Origin of the sequence: Cognaticolwellia beringensis (assembly GCF_002076895.1) — a bacterium.
Taxonomy (GTDB): Bacteria; Pseudomonadota; Gammaproteobacteria; order Enterobacterales; family Alteromonadaceae; genus Cognaticolwellia; species Cognaticolwellia beringensis.
Map to the genome: position 1 here is coordinate 4,075,761 of NZ_CP020465.1, position 24,682 is coordinate 4,100,442.

The 24,682-nt window shown below is 36.8% G+C and carries 14 protein-coding genes and 2 pseudogenes; 8 read left to right on the forward strand and 8 right to left on the reverse strand.

Annotated features, from left to right (window positions below; genetic code table 11):
- Positions 1 to 24: 24 nt before the first annotated feature.
- On the forward strand, positions 25 to 924 hold the full coding sequence (locus B5D82_RS17160) for a sugar phosphate isomerase/epimerase family protein (RefSeq protein ID WP_081153255.1): 900 nt from the start codon (positions 25 to 27) through the stop codon (positions 922 to 924).
- A 937-nt stretch (positions 925 to 1,861) separates the two neighbouring features.
- On the opposite strand, the gene B5D82_RS17165 is transcribed toward B5D82_RS17160, so the two are convergent.
- A complete protein-coding gene (locus tag B5D82_RS17165; RefSeq protein WP_081153257.1) occupies positions 1,862 to 3,076 on the reverse strand; it encodes a DEAD/DEAH box helicase in 1,215 nt (404 codons plus the stop codon).
- 187 nt (positions 3,077 to 3,263) lie between these two features.
- Positions 3,264 to 3,792, reverse strand: a pseudogene (locus B5D82_RS20180) (aminotransferase class V-fold PLP-dependent enzyme); the annotation flags it as partial.
- Positions 3,793 to 3,981: 189 nt separating this feature from the next.
- On the opposite strand from B5D82_RS20180, the gene B5D82_RS17170 reads away from it, so the two are divergent.
- Both B5D82_RS17170 and B5D82_RS17175 read left to right on the forward strand, forming a co-directional pair.
- On the forward strand, positions 3,982 to 6,165 hold the full coding sequence (locus B5D82_RS17170) for a malate synthase G (protein ID WP_081153259.1): 2,184 nt from the start codon (positions 3,982 to 3,984) through the stop codon (positions 6,163 to 6,165).
- Positions 6,166 to 6,170: 5 nt separating this feature from the next.
- Complete coding sequence (locus B5D82_RS17175) at positions 6,171 to 7,007, forward strand: bifunctional allantoicase/(S)-ureidoglycine aminohydrolase (protein WP_081154583.1); 837 nt, start codon at positions 6,171 to 6,173, stop codon at positions 7,005 to 7,007.
- 327 nt (positions 7,008 to 7,334) lie between these two features.
- On the opposite strand, the pseudogene B5D82_RS20360 reads toward B5D82_RS17175, so the two are convergent.
- Positions 7,335 to 7,425 (reverse strand): annotated as a pseudogene (locus tag B5D82_RS20360) (transposase domain-containing protein); the annotation flags it as partial.
- A gap of 813 nt (positions 7,426 to 8,238) precedes the next feature.
- Between B5D82_RS20360 and B5D82_RS17185 the strand changes: the two are divergent.
- Positions 8,239 to 9,690, forward strand: a complete 1,452-nt coding sequence (locus B5D82_RS17185) for an NCS1 family nucleobase:cation symporter-1 (protein WP_081154585.1) — start codon at positions 8,239 to 8,241, stop codon at positions 9,688 to 9,690.
- Between the two features lie 1,155 nt (positions 9,691 to 10,845).
- Here the strand turns inward: B5D82_RS17185 and B5D82_RS17190 are convergent.
- Positions 10,846 to 12,540: an NAD-dependent malic enzyme gene (locus tag B5D82_RS17190; protein WP_081153262.1), complete on the reverse strand. Its 1,695-nt coding sequence runs from the start codon at positions 12,538 to 12,540 to the stop codon at positions 10,846 to 10,848.
- A gap of 783 nt (positions 12,541 to 13,323) precedes the next feature.
- On the opposite strand from B5D82_RS17190, the gene B5D82_RS17195 reads away from it, so the two are divergent.
- From B5D82_RS17195 to B5D82_RS17205, 3 genes are all read left to right on the forward strand, one after another.
- Positions 13,324 to 13,833: an ureidoglycolate lyase gene (locus B5D82_RS17195; protein WP_081153263.1), complete on the forward strand. Its 510-nt coding sequence runs from the start codon at positions 13,324 to 13,326 to the stop codon at positions 13,831 to 13,833.
- The gene (gene puuE / locus B5D82_RS17200) at positions 13,833 to 14,777 is read left to right on the forward strand and encodes an allantoinase PuuE (protein WP_094122892.1); all 945 of its coding nucleotides are present in this window, start codon (positions 13,833 to 13,835) and stop codon (positions 14,775 to 14,777) included. The genes B5D82_RS17195 and puuE overlap by 1 nt, the downstream gene beginning before the upstream one ends.
- 142 nt (positions 14,778 to 14,919) lie before the next feature.
- A complete protein-coding gene (locus B5D82_RS17205; RefSeq protein ID WP_081153266.1) occupies positions 14,920 to 15,936 on the forward strand; it encodes an outer membrane beta-barrel protein in 1,017 nt (338 codons plus the stop codon).
- Between the two features lie 290 nt (positions 15,937 to 16,226).
- On the opposite strand, the gene B5D82_RS17210 is transcribed toward B5D82_RS17205, so the two are convergent.
- From B5D82_RS17210 to B5D82_RS17220, 3 genes are all read right to left on the reverse strand, one after another.
- Positions 16,227 to 16,928: a GntR family transcriptional regulator gene (locus B5D82_RS17210; protein WP_081153268.1), complete on the reverse strand. Its 702-nt coding sequence runs from the start codon at positions 16,926 to 16,928 to the stop codon at positions 16,227 to 16,229.
- Positions 16,929 to 17,669: 741 nt separating this feature from the next.
- Positions 17,670 to 19,022, reverse strand: a complete 1,353-nt coding sequence (locus tag B5D82_RS17215) for an NCS1 family transporter (protein WP_081153270.1) — start codon at positions 19,020 to 19,022, stop codon at positions 17,670 to 17,672.
- Between the two features lie 100 nt (positions 19,023 to 19,122).
- Complete coding sequence (locus B5D82_RS17220; protein WP_245807504.1) at positions 19,123 to 19,854, reverse strand: aspartate/glutamate racemase family protein; 732 nt, start codon at positions 19,852 to 19,854, stop codon at positions 19,123 to 19,125.
- 241 nt (positions 19,855 to 20,095) lie between these two features.
- Between B5D82_RS17220 and B5D82_RS17225 the strand changes: the two genes are divergently transcribed.
- Positions 20,096 to 21,264, forward strand: a protein-coding gene (locus B5D82_RS17225; protein ID WP_094122825.1) for an IS3 family transposase whose coding sequence is annotated in 2 segments (ribosomal slippage) — positions 20,096 to 20,345 and positions 20,345 to 21,264 — 1,170 coding nt in all. Because the reading frame shifts where the segments join, the coding sequence is not laid out codon by codon here.
- 362 nt (positions 21,265 to 21,626) lie between these two features.
- On the opposite strand, the gene B5D82_RS17230 is transcribed toward B5D82_RS17225, so the two are convergent.
- Positions 21,627 to 24,593: a TonB-dependent receptor plug domain-containing protein gene (locus B5D82_RS17230; protein WP_081153273.1), complete on the reverse strand. Its 2,967-nt coding sequence runs from the start codon at positions 24,591 to 24,593 to the stop codon at positions 21,627 to 21,629.
- Positions 24,594 to 24,682: the final 89 nt, after the last annotated feature.

Below are 24,682 nucleotides of genomic sequence, written 5' to 3' on the forward strand. Positions count from 1 at the left end.
AAATTCAACCAAATAGGAATAAGAATGAAACTATTAAAACTAATAACAATAGTAATTGTGGTGTGTATCGCTTGTATATCTTGCACATCCCCATTGCACCAAGATAAAAGCACACAGCAATATAAAAATAAACCAATTCCTAAAGTTGGTGTGCAATTATGGTCTGTAAAAGAAGAGCTTAAAGCAGATTTTAAGGGTACGTTAACTCAATTAGCTGATATGGGATTTGAAGGCGTTGAATTAGCAGGTGAATTTGGTCCATATAAAGACGATGCTAAAGGGCTTAAAGCTTTTTTAGATAGCTTAGGGTTAGAAGCAAGTTCTGCTCATGCTCCTTTTGCAGCTTTTGATGACGAACATTTTGACAAGTCCGTTGCTTTTTATAAAACCTTAAAAACTGAAACATTAATTATCCCTTGGGATGACAGAGGTTGGGATAGTGCAAAAGTAGATAGTTTAATTACTGATTTAAATGTGTTATTCACTAAGCTTAAAGCTGAAGGCTTTCACTTTGGTTACCATAATCATGAGCAAGAATTCGATGATCATAAAGATGCTACTTTTTGGGATCATATTGCTAAATCAACACCTAAAGACTTTGTTTTACAAATGGATGTTGGTTGGGTGACACTTGCGGAAAAAGACCCTGTAGAATATATCAATCGTTATCCAAACCGTACATTAACCACGCATATCAAAGCCAAACTTCCAAGAGACGTAGCAGCTAAAATGGCCACTAATGGTAAACGTCAGATCGTTGGAGATGATGTAACAAATTGGGATGCCGTTATAAAGGCAGATATAATGGTTGGTGGCACAAAATGGTTTGTTATAGAGCAAGAAGAATATCCAGACGGTTTAACACCACTACAAGCGGTTAAATTATCGAAGCAAGGTTTGGATAAAGCGATTATAAACTTGTAATTAGCGAAACCAGGTCAGTCTATAATCTGGCCTTTTTACCGTTCATTTCATGTGATATCTTTAGCATTTATTCATCTTTTTCTTTTAATTATATCATTTAAAAATTGAATCGCGTACGGCTAACATATCATCTTTGGACTTCCCACCTAAACCAAAAGCAGAGCCAGAAAATTAAAAGCTCAAGAGGTTAATAAAGAAGAAAGCTCATATTTTTTATTATTCATTCTAGAGTTCAAATCTCTCTCCGCCACATTAAAAAAAGCTGTTAGTCGACAGGTTAATGGTTTTTTGCTTTCTGGAATTTATGTTTTTAAGTTTGCTGTATAATACCGCCACCAAACTCACAATTATGAAAAGACGGCTTTCAGTAATAATACCAAGTTGATTAATTATTTGCTCATTTTTAATGGTTAAAATGAATAACTACGGCGTTATAAAATTTATAAGTAGAATAACTACTACTAAATTTTATGTCTTGTAATTATCCATTTTTCCTCATGAAAAAGTAGAACGCTTAATTAATCAAATTAATATAGGCCTAACTCATCTATGCCATATGTAATAAGAGAATATCTGTGGGCTAATTATATCATTGTGATGTAGGGAGTTGACCGAAGCCAATAATCTCTCTGAAAAATACTAATGATCATGGCTTACAAAGAATGTTCAATTCAGCTTAATAGGTTTTAACATCAATGATTGAGTTTTGTTAATTACTAACATTCTATCTTTGTTTGTTCTCTTTCTGGGGGGCAGTGCATTTTGAAATTAATCCAGTAGGATAAAACTCAACAAATGCACTCATTATTAATTTGTCTGCTAAGAATATTCAGGGTTTAAAGTAAGCCTGTGTAGTTTACATTTTTAAGTATATACAGGCTTTGATAAGGGTGTTATGGCTATATTTTAAGTTTTAAATGACAATCTATAACAATCCTTATTTTCTCTTTGTTCTAGGTCTATTAGTTTTTTTCACCGGTTTCTTTTTCTTGTTTTGTATAGGCGCTTTTGAAAACTCTTTATGGAAGGGCTGATCTGTAACAACAGGAATTACTTGCCCTATGCTATTTTCAATATTAGTTAATTGCCTTATATCATTTTCTACAGTAAATGAAATCGCCATGCCACTTTTCCCGGCACGAGCAGTTCGCCCTATACGGTGTATGTAGTTTCTTGGATCTTCAGGAAGGTTATAGTTAATAACTAAAGTAATATTATCAACATCAATGCCACGAGCAGCAACATCAGTTGCAACTAATACTCTTAAATTAGAATCTTTAAAGTTTTGTAAGGCTTCTTCCCTAACTGCTTGTGTTTTTCCACTGTGAAGGCTAGCGGCAGTTATTGATGCTCTTTCTAGTTCTTTAACAATGATGTCAGCGCCATACTTTGTTTTACAAAAGATGAGCACTTTTTCATAGTCAGCTTTTGTCAGGATATTAAATAGCAAAGGTAGTTTATTGGATTTTTCAAGGTGGTATACACTTTGATTAACCAAGTCGATGGTAACTGTTTGTGCAGTAATTTGAACTTTGGTTGGTTCGGTTAATATCGCTTCTGCAAGTAGCTCTATTTCAGCTGGCATAGTGGCTGAAAATAATAGTGTTTGTCGCTTCTTTGGTAGTTTAGATATGATGCTTTGAACATCGTTAAAGAACCCCATATCAAGCATTGTGTCTGCTTCATCTAATACAAATACTTCTAACGCCTTAAAATCTATATCGCCCGTTTCAATTAAATCCAATAATCTACCAGGGGTGGCCACTAAAATATCAAGTCCAAGCGCGATAGCGTCAACTTGCGCTTGTCTTCCTACGCCACCATAAACAACCTTTGTTTTAAGCCCTAAACCCTCAGAGTAGTCATCAATGTTTTGCATTATTTGCGAGGCAAGCTCTCTTGTAGGCGTTAGTATGAGTGAACGCGTGCTCTTAGCTTTGATATCTATTTTGTTTCGCCCAAAATTATTGATAATAGGCAATGAAAAGGCGGCGGTTTTTCCTGTTCCCGTTTGGGCTATACCCAGAAAGTCACTACCATTAATAAGAGCTGGAATACATGCTTTTTGGATCGGTGTGGGTTGTTTATAGCCTTTAAGACTAACACGGTCAATAATTGACGCTAAAAGTGAAAATTCTTTAAATTCTGACATGCTGTCTCGGTAATCTTTAATCAATAGCCGACTATTCTAACAGAATGCTTTAACATGTTTAAGATGTATTCAAGGGGCTGTATCTGTCAACTTTTCACAAAAATATCTCTCGAAAAAATAGTTCAGTAACGAAGTATTCTGACGACTTGATCTTTGTGCCACTTTTTTTAACATTTACCTATTTTTCACTGAACAAAATAGGTGATAAGCTCGATACACATGATAAACATTTTTGTGAACCAGCATAAATAACATCTATGCCCAGTTATCAACTTTAAGCTCAACACTCTCTGGTGAAATAACAGCGTCAACAATAGCTAAACAGTGATGTTGGTGCGCTAGAGCATCGGGTTTTACATCTATTAAGTCACCTGTAGAGGTTTCAGCGTGAACAAAAACTAAAAATTTCGCATCTGGATTTGCTTTTAAAGCGTCTTTTACTTTGTCAACTACGATTACTCACCCCAAAGAGAGTCAACTATAATAGCCACTGCGCCAATACGGTTAACGTTTTGAATCATCAGATCCTCTATTACGCCATTTCGACAAACGATAATCTTGTCGCTTGTATACTAAGTTATCTAAACAAGCTTCCATACCAGTAGACCCGGGCGATGACAGGGCAATAATGAACTCATTTTTTGTTTCGAAGCATAATGTAGCAAGGCTTTTAATTCCTCCATCATACCAACAAACAAAGGATCTAAATGACCAATTCAGGTCTTGATAATCAAGCTAAAACTGCTGTACAGATGTTTGATGAGCTAGGGCCTGTGTAATTGTTGACAATATCAATTGGCATTGTCAATCAGTGCGCCGGTGCATGGTTGACAATATCATTATTTTTGTTTACATTTGTGGGCATTGTAGCTTTAAATGTCTAAGAGCAAAGAGTAAATAAAAATATGACAAACTATCATCAAAAAGACGCACTAAACGTAAATACCGATTTAGTAAACTTTATAAAAGAAGAAGTCTTACCAGGCTTGGACATTACCGAGCAACATTTCTGGACAATGTTATCAAAAATCACCCACGAATTAGGGCCAGAAAATAGAGCATTACTAGCTAAGCGCATTCATTTACAGGAACAAATAGACCAATGGAACACTAAGCATCAAGGACGTTTTGATGTTGTCGCCCATAAAGAATTTCTCTCTGAAATTGGTTATTTGGTGCCTGAAGGTGAAGACTTTACAATCAGCACAAGTAATGTAGATACAGAAATAAGTTTGCAAGCAGGACCACAGTTGGTGGTGCCAACGGCCAACGCGCGTTTCGCTTTAAATGCAGCGAACGCCCGCTGGGGCAGTTTGTACGATGCACTTTATGGAACTGATGTGATTAGCAACGAAGGTGGCGCCGAAAAAGGCCCTACACACAACGCTATTCGCGCTAATAAAGTTATTACCTATGGCCGTGAATTTTTAGACTCCCATTTTCCGTTAATATCCGGCTCGCATGCAGATTCATGTTGTTATTATATTGACGAAAGCCAGTTACAAATAACATTAGCTGACGGAACAACTACCCAATTACAAAACGCTCAACAACTGAACGGTTATCAAGGGAAAAAAAACAACCCAAGTTCAATATTATTAACACATAACGACTTACGGGTGGCCATTGAAGTAGACGCGATGTCGGTGATCGGGAAAACTGATGCGGCAGGCATAAAAGATATTACGCTCGAGTCTGCACTTACTACCATACAAGATTTTGAAGATTCGGTTGTTGCCGTTAACGCCGACGAGAAAATCCACGTATATCGCAACTGGCTTGGCTTAATGAAGGGTGATTTAAGTGAGACCATTGAAAAATCTGGCAAGGTAACTAAACGCGTGCTTCAGGCAGATAAAGAATATCTAGATCTCTCGGGTAATCACTTTAATGTCCATGGTCGTAGTTTATTATTTTGTCGTAATGTTGGGCACTTAATGACAAACCCAGCCATAGTAGACAAAGACGGTTTTGAAATTCAAGAAGGCATCATGGACGCCATGATAAGTACTTTAATTGCCTTGCATGATTTACAAAAAACTAACCTTCATCGTAACTCTAGAAATGGTAATGTTTATATTGTTAAGCCGAAAATGCATGGCCCTGAAGAAGTGGTATTTGCCAATAAATTATTCAACGCGGTTGAAGATGCATTAGACCTTGCCCGAGACACGATTAAAATTGGTGTAATGGATGAAGAACGCCGAACAACGGTGAATTTAAAAGAGTGTATTCGCGCCGTTAAAAGTCGCGTTGTTTTTATTAATACCGGATTTTTGGATAGAACTGGCGACGAAATACACACCAGTATGTTACTTGGCCCTATGGTGCCAAAAGGTAATATGAAAGCCCAGCCTTGGATCAAAGCTTACGAAGACTGGAATGTTGATATCGGTCTAGCTTGCGGCTTTGCAGGAAAAGCACAAATAGGTAAGGGCATGTGGGCTATTCCAGACGAGATGGCCGAGATGATGAAAGCAAAAATTTCTCACCCATTGGCGGGCGCTAATACAGCTTGGGTACCATCGCCAACGGGAGCCACACTGCATGCGATGCATTATCATCAAGTTAAGGTATTTGATATTCAAAAAACGTTAGCTAAAAGGGCACGTGTAAGTATCGACGATTTATTAACGGTTCCTTTACTCGCTAATGTTAAAGACCTCAATAAAGAAGCCATTGATAAAGAGCTAAACAATAACGCACAAGGCCTTTTAGGCTACGTGGTGCGCTGGATTGATTTAGGCATGGGGGCTTCGAAAGTACCTGATATAAATAACATCGGATTAATGGAAGATAGAGCAACTTTACGAATCTCAAGTCAGCATATTTGTAATTGGCTTGAACATGGCATCTTAACTGAAACACAAGTCATAACAGCGTTAGAAAAAATGGCGAAAGTTGTTGATCATCAAAACGCTCATGATCCAGCTTATCAAGCTATGTCAACAAACTTTGAAAAGAGCTTATCTTTTCAAGCAGCATTAGATTTAATTTTTAAAGGTAAAACTCAACCCAATGGGTATACCGAACCTTTGCTTCATGAATACAGAAAAAAATTCATTGCAGCCCAGACACCAAGGAAATAATGACCATGTCAGATAAACATACATATTATGCACCAACAGGTGGTTTGCCACCACAAACTCAATTGATTTCGGATAGAGCAATTTTCACCGAATCTTATGCCATTATTCCTAAACGTGTTTTAACTGATATTGTTATCAGTTATTTACCTTTTTGGGAAAAAATGCGCATGTGGGTTATCGCTCGACCATTAAGTGGATTTTCAGAAACATTTTCTCAATATATTGTAGAAGTCGGTGCTGGTGGTGGTTCTGAAACCCCTGAACTAGACGAAGCGGCTGAAGCTGTTCTTTTCGTTGTTGAAGGTGAGATGGATGTCAACATTGAAGGGACTCATCATCATTTGGAAACGGGTGGTTACGCCTATTTACCACCTGGTTGTAAGTGGACACTGAAAAATAATAGCAATGCCAACGTAAAGTTTCATTGGATCCGTAAAGCTTATCAGTTTGTTGATGGCATTGATGCTCCTGAAGCTTTTGTTACAAGTGATAATGACGTTGAAGGCATTGAAATGCCAAATACTGGTGGCGTGTGGAAAACTACCCGCTTTACTGAGCAATCAGATATGCGCCATGACATGCACGTTAATATTGTAACCTTTGAACCCGGTGGTGTTATTCCATTTGATGAAACGCATGTAATGGAACATGGTCTCTATGTGCTAGAAGGGAAAGCGGTATATCACTTGAACGGAGAGTGGGTTGAAGTAGAGGCAGGTGATTTTATGTGGTTACGCGCTTTTTGCCCACAATCTTGTTATGCCGGCGGACCAGGTCCGTTTAGATACTTACTTTACAAAGACGTAAATAGACATATGCCATTTATACGCCCTAAAAACTAGTTATTACTTTGTACCATTAAAAGTTTCTTTAGGGGATAAACCATTCAGTTAAGGGTATTTTTCTGAATGGTATAACTGTTTTTAGAAATCATAGCGGTCCTTGGTTTGGGCCGATTTTTTTTCAGAGAATACAGCTATTTTCTGTGTCGAAATCACGCACCAGAATCTTTCATATTGGATATAGCGCAATGCAGCACTTTCGCTATCTTCTTGCTTTGTCCAATGGACTATCGTTAAGTTAATCTAGGCACTTAATGGCTCTTTCCAATCCTTAAGCGCGCTAGTGAAAGATACTTGGTGCAACTTATTCATCTAACTCATCTGTTACTGATAAGTCTAATTTACTAACAACAACATTAATCGAACGATCCCGATACAAGACCAAACCAAAAATTAACCAAACAACAAGCTGTGCGGGAAACTCCTGTGCCTGACACGCGCTTTATTCATTGTTTTATTGCGGTTTTAATTTCTGTAAGCAGTGAGCTGTTTTGAAAAAACGTTTACGCTTTCTTATTCATCAAAAGATTGGATATCATCTAACCACATAGATAACTTAAAAAATAGCTCCATCAAAAGAGAGCTATTGTCATATGAATAATTTCTCTGTCAACCGTTAGATTTCTTAACATCAGTGTTTCTCTAAGGGGAACTTTGTTTGCTTTATCGTTTGTGATAAAGCTTTTTACTATCTTCAAACTCGGTCGTTATGGCCGTAATATTTATCTCACCTTAGTCTTCTTTCTTTGTAAGCTGCTGTTTTATAATTATTTTTCATTTATATTTTCCTAATGAAAAACGTTAATTAACCTCTGTTGTTTTCTAATATATTCATACTATTCTTTTATTAGTTTTTAATTAAATGGTTGTGGACAATGACTATTCATTTTGGTATGTTGAATTGTCAACAATATACTGTAGGAATGTTTTCCTTGTTGTTGTTAATGGTCATCGATAGGTGTTTTAGTTGTTTTTTTATATCCTTTTGGATAGGCGACATAAGCACTAATAAAAAGTATTAATAATATAATTATAAGAGGTCACATTATGCAACATTGCTTAAGGGGAAAATGCTTTAGCCTGTGTTCAAGGATATTTTTTTCCTATATTCATCGGGAATCTATCATGTTTGATAATTCAAAAAATTCAAAAAATTCAAAAAATTCAAAAAATTCAAAAAATAGATGGAAACACATATTATCAATATCACTTCTTGATAATCGAGGTGCTTATGTCAAAACCTGAACATTATATCTCTAATGATAACAACCTATGCAATGAAGCTTTAGCTCCAGTACCATTAAATAAGCGAACATGGGGATGGTTTGAAGTTTCTAATATTTGGGCTAACGATATTCAAAGCTTGTTTGGCTACACGCTAGTAGCCTCTTTATTTATTACTTATGGTGTTAGTGGTTGGACCGCATTTTCTGCATTGTTGGTCTCTGGAATGTTTGTTATGTATCTAGTAAACATATCCGGTAAACCAGGGGTAGAACATGGTATTCCTTTTCCTGTATTCGCTCGTGCAAGTATGGGTGTTCATGGTGCAAAATTACCGGCAATTTTACGTGCTGTAGTCGCTGTTTTTTGGTATGGGGTACAAACCTACTTCGCATCTACTGCATTAACTTTATTGATTAATACAATCATAGGTGGCAGTTCTACTACTGAAATTCTTGGGTTAACGCCAGTTGGTTGGATTTCCTTTTTGCTAGTTTGGGCATTTCAAATTTATATTTTCAATCGCGGTATGAATTGGGTTAGCAAGTTCCTTAATATTGCAGGTCCATTTGTTTATATTGTTATGATTGGATTGTTAATTATTTTATGGCAGAAGTCAGAAGGGCAACTATTACATGCAGCAGGTACACTTTTCGCTCAAAAAGACGCCACTCTAAGCTCTGAATTTAATGGTTTCATTGCTATTGTAGGTACTATGATTGCGTATTTTTCTGCCGTTATGATTAATTTCAGTGATTTCTCTCGCTATGCAAAAAGCGAATCAGCCATGCTCAAAGGAAACTTAGTTGGCCTACCAGCTAATATGATTCTTTTCTCAGCCTTGGCACTATTAATTACTGCTGGCGGTGCTGTGGTATATGGTGAGAATCTCACTAATCCGACCGATATTGTTGCACAGACTGACAGCGCAATTTTAAGTATCATTGCTGCTATCACGTTCTTTGCTGCCACGGTAGGAATTAACTTGGTTGCCAACTTTATTCCTGCGGTTAACGGTATTGCCAACTTAGCACCACAAAAAATATCGTTTTGTAAAGCGGGCATGATCACCTCTATGTTTGCTCTAGTCATCGGTGGATTATGGGTCAATCTTATCAGTGAAATAGGCATTAGCGGTTTTGTAAATACACTGGGTGCAACACTTGCTCCGCTGTATGGCATTATAATCACAGATTACTATTTGATAAAACGTCAGAAACTTAATATCGATGATTTATACAGCGATGATAGTAACGGCGCTTATGCCTATAAAAATGGCTGGAATGATAAAGGTGTTATAGCGTTTGCTTTAGCTGCTTTATTCTCAATAGCCACTGTATGGCTTGATTCACTGAGCTTTTTATCAGGTTATGCTTGGGTAATTGGCGCAATACTCGGTGCAATTATTTACAAGGTATTATCACTAAAAAAAAGTGAGCCTGTAATAGAATTAGTGTAACTATTCGTTTTAAAAAAGCCTATTAAACGGTTTCTGAATTAAATTCTCAATTGATTCAAAGTTGTGTTTAGTTTTATATTGGCGTCATCCATTTTTTGGGTGCTGCCTTTATTGCAATATACACAACATTTTTTGAATAATATTACGGGAGTCGTTTACGTTTTTTAATCGCTTTTAGAATTACAATTCCTATGGATAATACAGGGCTGAATAGATTTTTCAGGGATTTGTTAGTACTTCAGGCAAAGTCTTTAAAGACATCTCTACTGACCATGAATATGTCATTACTCCACAGTTTTGAAGATCAGAAAGTATATTTAAGCAAAACTTTACCTCTCATTTTTCTATACCTACATACCTAATAATTGTGTACGCCTGGACAATAGCAAATTCAATTAACCAATTTTTCACTCAACAGTTGCTTCAATTTATTTGATAAGAGCAATTTATGACCTCGAAAATCCTTTGATTACTGTAAGGATTTTGTTGAAAAGTAAGTATCCAGCCGCTTATCTGTACCGCCGTTTTGTAAACGACATATTCTAAAGCCTTAGTACTTTTATCAACTCATTCAAAAGTTGTTAGCGCAAATATTAATTTTGGCTTTATTCAAGCACAAATAATTACCGAATAAACATCATTTTTGGCAACCACATCAGTGAATAATATAAAGCGCGTTACCCACTCGGGGGGAATTATCATTGGCGCGCAATATCTTGGATCAGTATGAAGCTAAAGCTAAGCTTTATATTGTTAAAGAAGATAATGAACCAGTCGTTATCATGCAAAGAACAAAACCGTTCGGCAGAAATTACCTATCGATTTAGCGCCTAAAATCATCATTGACGATATTGAAGACAAAAGCTGTGCTTGTTCTGGCAATAACCTGCATCGCATGGGGGATGAGGGCAGAGAAAAGTTGAAATTTATTCTAGCCATGCCAAAGCAATTGAACAAGTGCGCTTAAAGTAAAGCTGTCGCACTTATGAAAGATGGGCGCCGCATCAAAAATAATAACATTACCATTACCATTTTTTGAGTTTTTATCTTTTTAGCAGCTAACGTCACAAATTTTATGCTTATATATTTATTATAATTCATTACAGTTACTACCTATTTTAGTAACTGACTAAAATATACTAAAGTTATCTGCAATTATACAGAGACACGTTTGTATGGTCTATATTCAGCTTCCCAGAAGTTATCGTTTATCTTAGCCATCAACACTTCCTCAGAAAGTTGCAATGCAAGCCCTTGATTCATAGCAACTTTAGAGACCTCTAAGGCGATATTACGACTCAGTTCGCTTATTTCGGTCATAGGGGGTAATAATTCAGCATTAACATCCCTAGCTTGCGGGGAAGAATCTGCCAATGCATTACTCGCTGCCATAAGCATTTCATCACTAATTCTACGTGCATTACATGACAGCACACCTAATCCTATTCCTGGAAAGATATAGCTATTATTACATTGAGCAATATGAATTTTTTTACCATTATACTCTACTGGTTCGAATGGACTTCCAGTCGCGATAACAACCTCACCATTTGTCCATTTAATAATATCCTCAGGTGTCGCCTCAACTTGCTTTGATGGATTACTTAATGGAAATATGATGGGTAAATCACAGTGTTGCTTCATGTTACGCACAACTTGTTCAGTGAATAAGCCTGCCTGACCAGATACGCCAACTAAAATATCAGGCTTAGCGCAATTAATCACATCAATTAACGATGCATATTCTCGGCTATATTGCCAATCAACTATTGCAGATAGCGGTTGTTTTAGTGCACTTTGGAAATCACGTAAATCGTTCATGCCTTGCGTAAGTAATCCATCTCTGTCCACCATAAAGACTTGCTTACGTGCATTAGTATCACTAAGACCTTCAATACGCATTTGCTTGATTAGCATTTCAGCAATACCACACCCTGCTGAACCTCCACCGACAAAAACAACCTTCATATCAGAAAGCTTACTACCACGAGTTCGACAAGCGGCCAATATGGTGCCTAATGTAACAGAGGCTGTCCCTTGAATATCATCATTAAAACAACATATCTGATCTCTGTACCTATTAAGCAAAGGCATTGCATTAGGCTGTGCAAAGTCTTCAAATTGAATCATAACTTTAGGCCAGCGGCGCTGTGTGGCTTGAATAAATAAATCTAAAAATTCATCATACTCCTGCTGTCCGATACGTTCATGTTTAGCCCCCATATACATAGGATCATTCAGTAATTTTTTGTTATTAGTACCAACATCCAACATTACTGGTAATGTGTATGCAGGGCTAATACCACCGCAGGCGGTATATAATGAAAGTTTACCTATAGGAATACCCATACCTCCTATGCCTTGGTCACCTAAGCCTAAAATTCTCTCACCATCTGTAACCACGATAACTTTTACATTTTGTTTTGTTGAGTTACGCAAAATATCATCAATCATATGGCGATCTTCATAGCTAATGAAGAGACCTCTTGATGAACGATAAATATCCGAAAATTTTTCACAGGCATCACCAACGGTAGGTGTGTAAATGATAGGTAGCATTTCTTCAATATGGGACTGTAATAAATGGAAGAACAATGTTTCATTATTGTCTTGAATAGCGCGTAAATAGATATGCTTATTTATCGGCTCATCAAAGCTCTTGTATTGCATATAAGCCCGTTCGACTTGTTCATCTATTGTTTCGTAGCGAGGTGGTAATAATCCAAGTAAGTTGAAACTGTTTCGTTCTCTTTCGGTAAATGCACTACCTTTATTTAATAATGGAGCCTCAAGCAAAGAAGGACCTGAATACGGAATGTATAAATAATTTGAATTTTTGTAATCACTCATTTTGCAGGACTCTTAATTTGTAGGTTCGAAGATAGCATTGCACTTTATTCATTGTGTTCAATAATTGATGTTATTGTCAACTATTTGTGAGTTTTTATTTAAATTTATAATACCAAAACTGAATGGCCAGTTTAATTATCGTAATGTTTTATCCATCGTAAGATTTACTTTTTATGTTATTGCTGACAACTACGAACCTTCTTTCAGCGCCTTTATTAATCCATAATTTAAAAACAAATTAATTGTTATTTAAATTATGTGTTTATGGCTGCTCTATAAGGTTTTATCAAATTTTTAAGTGAGTAAAATTAACCCCTTATGCTTGTCATTTTATCCGCCATGGTTGAATGATGGCTCAAGAAGAGAGTTGTATATACTTAAATTAACCATGAAAAAACTGTGAGTTCATTCATTGAACAAATGGTTTTAATTCTTTATTCACATGCAGTTCTAGGTTCTTATCTGATTTTAAGGCTAAAGGTTTTAGAATTTAATTTATATGTATGACACCATAAAGGTAAACAATTTAACTATAGATTGTTGACATTGATGTTTTTGTTACATATGCTCAACTCATACTTACAAAAAAATTCAATTTTATTTCCACATTATTCTTATAAACCTAGCTTATTTTTACTAAGAATTTTGGCCACTTTTCATAATAAGAATTTTTAATATAACCCTGATTTACAGTAGAAATAGTGAAACGGCGAAGATGAGAGGGTAGCAAGTACATTTTCGATTTACTTAAACACATTACATAATGACTAAAGAGAAATCTCCATGAATACTGTTGTTTTGAATGTAGAACCACTGACCAAAAAAGCATTTGCACCTTATGGTGATGTTATTGAAATAGATGGGGCTGATCACTTTGGTATAAACGTTGATACAGTCGAGCGTTATCATGATCTTGCCAAAATAGAGATAGATTATTCAGAAGGTGGACGCCCTGTTGTCAGTCTTGCAAAAGTTAAAACAGCAAGCTCTTTTCCAATGACTTTTAATCTTGTTGAGCGCCATCTTAAAGGTAGCCAAGCCTTTATACCCATGTTTGATACACCTGTCCTTGTGGTCGTTGCATCACGAGGTGAATCAGTTAGCGCAAAAGATTTTAAAGCCTTTATTACTAATGGCGAGCAAGGCTTTAACTACCACTCAGGCATTTGGCATATGCCGATAATGTCTGTTCAGAGTGAACACATGTTTGTTGTTATTGATCGATCTGGGCATGGTAGTAACTGTGATGAATTTACATTTATAAATGAAGAAATAAAGGTGAAATTACAATGATGGACAATAATTTAAATAACTACCCAAGGGATATGATTGGGTACGGTGCTAAACCGCCTCAAGCGAATTGGCCAAATAAATCAAAAATAGCCGTCCAATTCGTCATTAATTATGAGGAAGGTGCTGAAAATTGTGTTTTGCATGGCGATAAAGCTTCAGAGACATTTTTGTCTGAAATTATTGGAGCCGCACCAATTCAAGACGCACGGCATATGAATATGGAGTCATTTTACGAGTTTGGCAGTCGAGCCGGATTTTGGCGACTGCATCGTTTATTTACCCAGAGAAATCTACCGGTTACTGTATTTGGCGTAGCTATGGCCATGCAACGAAATCCTGATGTAATTGAAGCTATGCTTAAAGCAGATTGGGAGATAGCAAGTCATGGGTACCGCTGGATTGACTATCAACATGTGCCAATAGATATTGAACGAGAGCATCTACAACAAGCAATTTCGATTCACCACTCAATGACAGGTGAAAAGCCAAAAGGTTGGTACTTAGGACGGTCGAGTCCTAATACACGAGATTTAATTTTAGAAGAAGGCTCATTTTTATATGATTCTGATAGCTATGCAGACGATCTTCCTTCTTGGATTCAGGGTAAATCTAAGCCACATCTAATAGTTCCCTATACATTGGATGTAAATGATATGCGCTTCGCCAGTCCACAAGGATTCAACTCAGGAGATCAATTTTTCAACTACTTGAAAGATACTTTTGATACTCTTTATGCAGAAGGATCTGATACTCCTAAAATGATGTCAATTGGTCTGCATTGTCGAATTATTGGTCGTCCTGGAAGATTTGCAAGTCTTGTTAAATTTTTAAACTACATTGAAAACTATAATGATATTTGGGTATGTAGAAGGGAAGACATTGCTCAACACTGGTGGGATAACCATCTTCCATCCAACCACGCTGTCGTAAACTCACCCCTATAATTATCTGAGTCTGAAACCAAACCGAAGGCATAAAAATATAAAAAACCAAAGCGATTAGCCTTCGGTCAAAAGTGTCCATGTATTTAAAGATAAAAAAATTCAAACATATTTAAATAAAATAAAATGCTACCAAGGGATATATATGAAAAAGTCGAATAAAAGTTTATTAAGAATAACCTCAGTTTCCATTGCATTATTAACAGCAGGATTCTCCCATGCGAAAACTGATCTTACTGATGAGTTATCTGTAATTGGCCAGTTTGATGCTTTTTACAGATCAGATAGCAATGCAGTAATAGAACAACAATTAAAAACAACAGAGTTTCAACTTGATTTTGACTATAATCATGCAGATTCAGGCTTCTCAGCTCATCTTGAAATTGAGGGAGCAAGAGGTCAGTACGGTGGCACAGTAAGAACTGAAGGCGCTTTTATTGGCTATAGGACAAGTGATAATTTAAATTTTAAAATAGGTAATTTCATTTCCCCAGCAGGTTACGAAGGAGCTGAACCTTGGGATCGTAAAACACGAATAACTGCTTTTGGTGGTGTTTATTCATATTTGCAAAATGGTGTTGCCGCGCAATACCAAAAAGGCATCTTTAGTTTATACGGTGCAGTGGTTGATGGTGCCTGGACAGGAGACAATGACTTTAGTACACCAAGTTATGAATTGAACTTTGGTTTAAACCTTGAAAATTTCGTTATGCGCTTAGGTTACGCATATGAAGAGTATGATAATAGTGCTGACTCATCACTGCCAGATCAAGATCGAACAATGATCAACTTATGGGGGCAATATACTCTAGATAACCTATTATTAGCGGTAGAATACAATGTCTTTGACGAAATGAATAGAGTGACAACAGATCCAGCCGTTACCCTTTGGAAAGGTGATAACTTAATGTTGTTTGCCAGCTACACTCTATCTCCTAAGTGGTCGGTAGGCCTTCGTTATTCAATGACTGAATACGATGATCTTAGTGGTAATATGGTACAAGACAGTAGTGAAGTGACATTAACACCACGCTATCAAATTTTATCTGGTGATATTAATTGGGAGATTAGAGCGGATTTAAGACTACAAGATGGTGATGAATTAGTTAATGGTATTCTTGATGGAACAGTTTTTGAATTAGGAACAACCGTTAAGTTTTAATCGAAACTTAACGGTTGTTGCGTAAACCTCAAGAGTTTTCTCGTGTTAAAAAGCATATGCTGGCCTTTTCCAGTTTATGCTTTTTTTACCACTTTCATCCGTATACGAGCATCACGACTTACATCATGTAGATATTCAAGATCTATCGATTTCCCTCTGGCTAATTTGAGGTTTTTCAAAAGGTATAGCTTGATCTTCTTTTGAATAAATCGAGTCCCTTAATTGATCACAGTGATATATTATTGAGAGAAAAAATAATTTTTCCTACTTTTTAGTTTGTTTTTCTCGGGTTACTGGCCGGTGAATATATTCTTAATATTTACAGATTCTTCTGGTGGAGGATCAAGGTTTAGCATATTTTGTATATCTAAAAGGTGAGTTCTCATAAGGGCTACAGCTTTATCAGCATCACCTTCATCAAGAGCATTAATTAAAGCTTGGTGATCATGACAAGGTTCTGTAGCAAGGTGGCCGCTATTCGATTTTTGGCGTTCATATAGCGCAATGATTAATGAAGTACGAGAGATAATACCCCGTAATAATTCAGTTAATACAGTCTTATCTAAGAGCTTACCAATTAACAAATGATACTCTCCTGATAATCTTATGCGCAGGTTATGATTTCCAGCATTATGAGCACTTTGTTCACGGGTAAGGTGCTCTTCGAGTACTGCACGTTTTTCTGGCGTAAACTGTTGCGCTAATTCTCTGATTAGCTCAGATTCAATTATTAATCGAGCTTGAAATACTTCTTTAGATTCTTTAATACTGGGTTTTGCAATGAAAGACCCACTATTGGGAATTGTTTCGACTAGATTTTCAAGGGCCAGACGATGCAATACCTTTCTGATTTTTCCACGACTTATACCAAAAATATCACAAAGCTCTTCTTCTTTTAATCGAGTTCCGGGCAGTAGTTTACGCTCAAATATAGCGCCTAAAATCTGGTCATAGATTGATTCTTCATTGTTTTTATTAGTTTTATTGTTCATCTTTTGTTGTTCTGCTATTCACGGTTTATACAATTGAAATTTTGTAGAACTGTTTTTCTCAGTACTTAGCTTTAGCATTTTAATCACTGCTAATCACAACTACAAAATATTTTCCAAATTATAGCAAAAAATTATTGCAAAGACACTGAAGACTATTAAACAGGTAAGTTATCGACTGTTGGCTTAATTTGTAACAGGGTAATGGTGTAACTTGACTATGACTTCAGGCGATTTATCCCAAGCCATAGTAGCATCAAGTTGTTTTAACGTATGAGTGATGATCTCATCATGAAAGGTGATATTAGTTTTGCTAGACGCAGCGTAGAACAAGCATTAAATGCGCTGTTCCATTATGTATACTTATTACCGAATAGAATAATGGCGATATCGTTTGCGTTAAGTTGTAGCTGTCTGTGAATAACATTTACTTTTTATGACTTATGAACACACCAACATTGAAGGCATTCATTATTTAAAACATTCCCAACTGCATCACTAGTTTCTTGCTCAGTAATGGGCGTTGTAAATAAGATATCTAACTCAAGCTCATTGCAGCCTTGAGTTAAACATCATCAGTCGCTGTAGTTTTCGCCGATAATTATACATATCTAATGTTTTATTCATATTTTCAATATGATTATGGACGATTAATAAATGAAATTAAATTATTTTAATGCGTAATAACCTAGTAATATTTCAGTTTATTTAGCGTTTTTCCTGTACTTTATAGTCAAATATTGCTTATTTTCTAAAGCGCGCACAAACAGACCAATTGTTCATCAGTAAGTAGTAACTTAATCCAGCAGGAATTAAACTTGCGTACCAAGAAACAGATGAGAAGGTCAATGCAATAGCTGCGCCGAATAGTGAAGCGATAATTGCGGCCCAGTTAACACCTTTATAAGGTCCATTTTCATCATAGAGAAAATCAAGGTTTAATGTACGCTTACGTAGAATGTAGTAATCAACAACCATTACAGCAAAAAGAGGACCAAGGAAAGCTGAGTAGGTTTGAACGAACAGCTGTAAACCTGCAGAAGATTCTTCTTTGATAAGTTCCCAAGGGAAAGTACCAAATGCCGCTAAACCAACCAAAATAGTGGCAGTACGGAACTTCAGTTTAAATACATCCATCAGGATATAAGTTGGTGGTACGACGTTGTTCAAAACGTTTGTTGTTACTTGTGCAAAAGCAATAAACAATAACGTTGTTACAAGTAGAGGAGTGTTATCAACTGCGCTTGAGAATACTTGGATAGGATCCGAAATACCAGTTGCACCCGAAACCATTAAGCCAATTAAGCCCATAAACAAAGTACAAGGTAAGATTGACATGGCATAAATCGTTGTCAATATACTAGGTTTTGCGCCTTTTTCAAGTTCACGAGAATAATCACTAACGTTCAACATCATTGTACTATATATGCCAAGGAATAACATTGTAGCGCCCCAGAAAGGTGCGCCCCATGTACCTTCAACATCCACTAGGTTAGTGGTGATTTCATTACCATACTTATTTATTACACTATAAAACATATAAACTAGCGAAACGAGAATGAAACCACTACCGATATTCTCCAACCATTTAATACCTTGGAAGCCAAAAATAGATAAACCGATTTGCAAAAATTGAAAGGTGACGAAAAAGAAGACTAAGTTATCAAAACCGAACAACGTGGATGACACTGCATTTAATGCACCTGCACCAATCCACGATTGAAATCCATACCAAACTATCGCAGGGACAGCACGGACAAGACCTGGGAATCGAGTACCGGTAAAACCGAATGCACTTCGCGCTTGTACCATGAATGGAATACCATACTTATAGCCAGCAGCACCATTTAAAGCTAGTGCGATACCTATTATAAAACAACCAATAGCGATAGCTACAGTAGTTTGTAATAAGTTAAGTGTACCTACGAGACTCGATCCCATGGCAAATGTTCCGATTGAAACACAGCCACCAAACCAAGCTAATAGATATGAAAAACGGCCCATTATTCGCGTTGTTTGGGGAGCCAGTGATTCCTCGCCCGCAGCTTTGGACTTTGGAATAACTTCGGTGTTATATGCTGATTTTTCTTGTTGCATTGTAAAATCCTCTTGAGAGTTAAACTCTCTATTTGTTATTGTATCTTATCTCTGCGATTTATTTATTTGGCTTATATAGTTTTAAGCTCTTGTTGTTTTTTTATTTATTTGATAAATATTCGTAAGTACCCGTGAAATGTTTAGGTAATGGATACGCTAGATCTCCAAACTTACTGGTTTTAAGCCCTAAACTGACGAGAGATTCAGCAAGCTTAACAGCCGCTGTTACGCCTTCGATTACTGGTAGTCCCACTCTTTTACTGATTTCATCTGTTAAATCCGCCATACCACCACAGCCGAGTACAATTGCTCCGATATCATCTTCTGCTTTGGCAAGAAGACATTCTTCAACAATTTTATTCAACGCAAGTTCGCTATTATCCTCAAGATCAAGCACAGGAATTTCTGCAGCACGAATTTTGCGACAATGATGAGAGAAGCCATAAGATTGCAGAAGGTGCTCAGCAATAATTCCGGTACGACCTAGGGTTGTCACAATTGAGAAACGGGTGCTAATAAGAGTTGCCAAATGAAAAGCTGCTTCAGCAATACCAATAACAGGGGATTGGGTCAGTTCTCTGGCAGCCATCAAGCCTGGATCACCAAAGCAAGCAACGATATACGCATCGGCATCTGGATTACGTCGTATTTCATCTAGTACACCAACAGCACTGATTGCTTCATCGAAATGACTTTCAATAGATACAGGGCCACTGGTTGGATTAGTTGCAACTATCTTAGTGCTAGAACTTGCTACTTGTTCAGCTGCCTCACCTATTTTCTTAGTCATACTCGCCGTTGTATTTGGGTTTATTAAGTGGATTTTCATCATTGTGCTCCAGAGGTTGAAATTGATAATTCTATTATCGCTAATTATTTTGTGAACAATGATTGCTGTTAATGTAAACATTGCTGGTGAATTATAATATGTATCAATGTGTACAATTACAAGCTTAATGATTAATTAGGTGTGGATTTTGAAAAAAAGTCTTACTATTTTATAATTAAAGTGACGTGGTCTAATTGATACGACTACCCCAGTTAAGACATAATAGACTTAACTGGAGATACAAATGAAAAACCGTAAAACTTATTCAAAAGAATTCAAACTAGATGCAATTGCACTCGTTAGAGATCAAAACTACGCTGTAGCAGAAGCCGCTAGAAATTTAGACGTCAGTGCCCAAGTGCTTGGTCGATGGATCAAAGAAGCTGAAAATGATGATGGTCATGCTTTTAGAGGAAATGGAAAGCTAACGCCAGAGCAAGATGAAATCCGTAAACTTAAAGCTCAAGTAAAGCGCCTAGAAATGGAGCGTGAGATATTAAAAAAAGCGACGGTCTTCTTTGCAAAAGAAACGAAGTAAAATACTCGTTTGTTACCCAACATAAGAAGATCTGGCCTGTGATACTGATGTGTCGAGTACTGGGTATAAAAAGTAACAATTATTATAGTTATCAGAAAAGAAAAGCTCAAAGACCCATTGATACAACCCATCAAGAGATGCTGAAATGGGTGAAAGATATTGCAAAATTTAGCGATAATACTTATGGCGAAAGACGTATTCAGAAAGCGTTGAATGCACTCAGCTTCCCAGTTAGCCGTAGAAAAACAGCGCAATTAATGAAAGAAGCAAACGTTTGGGTACGTTACAAGAAAAAATATAAAGCAACGACAAACAGCGAACACAACAAGCCCGTTTACGCGAACGAACTTGAGCAAGACTTTGATGTGCAACAACCTAACCAAGCGTGGGTGCAAGATATTACCTACATATGGACTTCAGAAGGCTGGCTATATTTGGCGATAGTAATCGACCTATACTCTCGTAAAGTTGTCGGTTGGAGCATGGGTTCAAGAATGAAAGCTCAACTTGTTTGTGATGCTCTCACCATGGCAATGTGGCAACGAAAACCAAAGGCTGGACTGATAGTACATTCAGATCAAGGTGTTCAATATGCGAGTCATCAATATAGACGAATACTCAAGTTACATGGCTTTGTTGGTAGTATGAGTAAGAAAGGTTGCTGCTGGGATAATGCGGTAGCAGAGAGCTTCTTTGGTAGTTTAAAACAAGAACGCGTGCATTGGCGTAACTATCGAACACGTTATGCAGCTCAACAAGATGTGCTGAACTACATCGCGATGTGGTACAACAGCAAAAGAATGCACTCATATCTTGGTTATCAAAACCCCAATGAATTTGAGTGTAAAGAAAGAGAACTGAAAAAGGTAAATTAGCGAACTTAACCAGGGTGTCTGAATTTAGTTGACCAGGTCAAAGTGCTGACTTTATTATGGGATTGGTGCGGTTATTAAAACTATCTGTATGTATTAAATAGGTATTTTTAATAGCCTAAGAAACATTAAAAATTCTCTTTTAATGTTTATGTAAAGCTTTAGTGGTTGAGCAAAGTTATTTACAAGCGGAGGCAACTATAGATTTGGGGGCTAACCCAATATGCTTGGCCGTTGCATAAAAGAAGCTGTCTAGTTAAATATGGGAAGTCGAGAGTTTGTTGTTCTAAACCTTCGAGTAGAAAGTAAATGCTGCACAATGGGTGAATTAATGAATGGTTTATTTAATAAAATGTATGTAAAAATTAGAAATCCCACCCCATACGAAGGTAATAATGACCACCGTTAAAGCTAGCAGGGGAGTTTAAAGGATAAATAGCACCTAAAAATCCAGAGGTACGGCCTTCACTATATTCTTTCGGATAGGCATCAAAGACATTTTTAGCACCTAAAGCAACAACTAAATTATCTGTAATATCATAGGAAAATTCTACGTCAGTAATAATGAGAGGGCTAACTTTTTCAATGAGAGATACGTCATTAAATTGTGCGTTATAAAAGCTACCATAATAATTAATACGCACCATCGCACTAATATCTTCTTGAGAAAAAGAATAAGTTAATACAGAGCGCGTTTTTGGTATTCCTTCCTCCCGCTCTCTAAGTACATTAATATCTGTAATTGGACTTTTAGGATTGGTTACCGCTAGTTGTGTGTCTGTGAAATTAAAGGCTAATGATATAGAGTCATATTCTCCGATAAAACTTAATGGTAAACTTACCACTAAATCAACACCTTGAGTCGTTGAATTAAAATCATTAGTATAATATTGAATATTGGTTACATTCGAATTAATCTCAGAGGCTGCTAATAATGGTGCATCACTTGCCACTATTTCACTGGAAAATAATGATAGCCGATCATCTACTTCAATATAAAAATAATCCAAAGTAATATTAATTGGCCCTATCTCTGATAATACGCCAAAACTAAAGCTTGATGCAGTTTCGGGTTCAAGTTCCCCTCCATAACGTGCGGTTGCAATTGGGCTCAAAGCACTGACCAATTGTGATCTTTGCTGTACAACTCTATCATTTACAATAGAGTTTGAGGTCGATATACGTTGAAGAGTGGATTGAGCCACTGTAGGAGCTCGGAAGCCTGAACTTAGTGTCGAACGTAAGGCAATTTCATCAGTTACTTGTAACCGAGCTGAAAGTTTTCCATCAAAACTATTTCCGATTGCGCCTATATCCTCATATCGCATTGCAAGTGATATTGAGAAATTATCAGTGATGTCGGTTTCTAAATCTAAATATACGGCGTTGGATTTACGCTCATTCTTGCCAGCAGTATCGGGGGAGAAACCTGGAAACCCATTCGACCCAATTGCTTCACCATTGCTTGAAAAAGGGCCTATCTCATAAGATGCGCTATCTCCAGCAACGACTTCAAATTGTTCGAAATGATGTTGAAAACCAAAGGCTATATTCAACTCCGATTCAAAACCAACGTCAACGGGATAAGTAAAATCTGTATTAAATATGCGTTCTGTTTGAATTTGTGAGCCCAATTCGAAGATACTTGGTGAGTTTTCACCTAATGATGCATTTACGCTATTACGTAGGCCATAATCAATATAATTTCTACCGACTACCATACTAATGTCATAAGTTAATGCAGCACGATTGTTATCTATAGAGCCTCGAAAGCCACCGACTATACTGCTATCATTTATTTTGCCACTAAACCTTGGGGTAAATCCTCCAGGAAAACGTTCATTAAAAGCAAAACAATTAACATTACTAAAAACGGACTTTAAGGCTTCTGCATCTCCCGTACTTCCTGGAATTGTAGGCGCAGGACAGTTACCTGAATTATTATTAGTCATGTCAAAAAATAGGCGGGTACCATCATTGGGGTTGGTAAATATACCTGCACGAGTATTTGGGTGGCGATAAAAAAAACTTCCATCAACGGTGCGTTGTGCCCAGTTACCAAAAAGATAAAGCTGTTTATAATTACTGTTACTTGCAATATCCACTTCAATATTGCCCACTAGCTTTACATTGTTAGTAATTTTAGGAGCCCCCCAAATAACAACAGGGTCTTGTATATCATTTATATTAATACCACTATCAATTAAACTCTGTACGGCAGGATCCTGAATCCCGCGAGAAGTCGCATCGCTTTCTGATAATTCGAATGAAAAGTTCGCCGTTCCACTTTCAGAAAAATTTGTTCCTACTATACCTGACAGTTCAAACTTTGTGCCATCACCTTGATAGTATTGGCCTGTTCGCATTTCAATACGGTTGACATCTGCACTATTTTCTAGACTAAAATTAATAACCCCCGCGATGGCGTCAGAGCCATATTGAGCGGCCGCGCCATCTCTTAAAACCTCGACACTTTTCAGTGCAATACTCGGAATAGGTTCTAAATCTACTCCGTGGGCACCGACATTCAACCCAGATATATATTCATAAATAACACCACTACGGTGACGACGTTTGCCATTGACTAATATTAAGATACTGTCTGTGGGTAAACCTCTAAGATTAGCCGGTCTTACCAAAGTCCCCGCGTCACTAATGGCTTCCTGCGTTGAGTTATATGAGGGAATAACACTTGATAGCGTAGAAATAATATCGCTATTACTGCGCGTTTTTAAATCTTGCTTATTAATTATATCTAAAGGCGCTAATGCATCTCTAGGTGAGCGATTTATTCGACGTGAACCTATTATTTGAATACGTTCCGCTTCAATTTCCTTATGTTCATTTTTTGATTTTAATTCAGCTGTATTTTGAAAGGTAATTGACGGTACATTGACGTCAATATTTAAAATATCATTAAATTGGCGATTTAATTCAATTTTCAACAGTAACTTGGTGTTGAAGTGCTCTGAGTAACTGTCGTAATTTGTTAATGTTGAAGATACTGCAATCACATGTTTTTCGGTAGCAATAGCATTAATCGGGGTATTTAAAAGAATTTTGGCTAAGGCATCGGGAAGTGAATAAGTGCCAAATAGCGGATTGGTTTGTACGATAATAGCATCACCAAATGGATATAAAAGTGAATATCCAGATATATCTGCCAATTTATCTAAAGCTTCAGCAGCATTCATGGCGGGTAACTTAAATTCATAATATTCAGTGGCTTGACATACGAAAGTATGACCTGACAACAGCAAGCTAAATACAATATTGAATGAACTGTATTTATGCTTTTTAGACTTTATTAACCGACTGAATATTTTATACATATTTTATTGTCTGATAGTTTTTTCTTAAATAACGATCATAGTGAGCATATTACGATCATCACTTGGTTTGGATTTATAAATTTTCCTTG

Bases quoted from the DNA above. Each gene is read 5' to 3' on its own strand.
- B5D82_RS17160 (WP_081153255.1), top strand. From the start codon at position 25: ATGAAACTATTAAAACTAATAACAATAGTAATTGTGGTGTGTATCGCT.
- B5D82_RS17165 (WP_081153257.1), bottom strand. From the start codon at position 3,076: ATGTCAGAATTTAAAGAATTTTCACTTTTAGCGTCAATTATTGACCGT.
- B5D82_RS17170 (WP_081153259.1), top strand. From the start codon at position 3,982: ATGACAAACTATCATCAAAAAGACGCACTAAACGTAAATACCGATTTA.
- B5D82_RS17175 (WP_081154583.1), top strand. From the start codon at position 6,171: ATGTCAGATAAACATACATATTATGCACCAACAGGTGGTTTGCCACCA.
- B5D82_RS17185 (WP_081154585.1), top strand. From the start codon at position 8,239: ATGTCAAAACCTGAACATTATATCTCTAATGATAACAACCTATGCAAT.
- B5D82_RS17190 (WP_081153262.1), bottom strand. From the start codon at position 12,540: ATGAGTGATTACAAAAATTCAAATTATTTATACATTCCGTATTCAGGT.
- B5D82_RS17195 (WP_081153263.1), top strand. From the start codon at position 13,324: ATGAATACTGTTGTTTTGAATGTAGAACCACTGACCAAAAAAGCATTT.
- puuE (WP_094122892.1), top strand. From the start codon at position 13,833: ATGGACAATAATTTAAATAACTACCCAAGGGATATGATTGGGTACGGT.
- B5D82_RS17205 (WP_081153266.1), top strand. From the start codon at position 14,920: ATGAAAAAGTCGAATAAAAGTTTATTAAGAATAACCTCAGTTTCCATT.
- B5D82_RS17210 (WP_081153268.1), bottom strand. From the start codon at position 16,928: ATGAACAATAAAACTAATAAAAACAATGAAGAATCAATCTATGACCAG.
- B5D82_RS17215 (WP_081153270.1), bottom strand. From the start codon at position 19,022: ATGCAACAAGAAAAATCAGCATATAACACCGAAGTTATTCCAAAGTCC.
- B5D82_RS17220 (WP_245807504.1), bottom strand. From the start codon at position 19,854: ATGATGAAAATCCACTTAATAAACCCAAATACAACGGCGAGTATGACT.
- B5D82_RS17230 (WP_081153273.1), bottom strand. From the start codon at position 24,593: ATGTATAAAATATTCAGTCGGTTAATAAAGTCTAAAAAGCATAAATAC.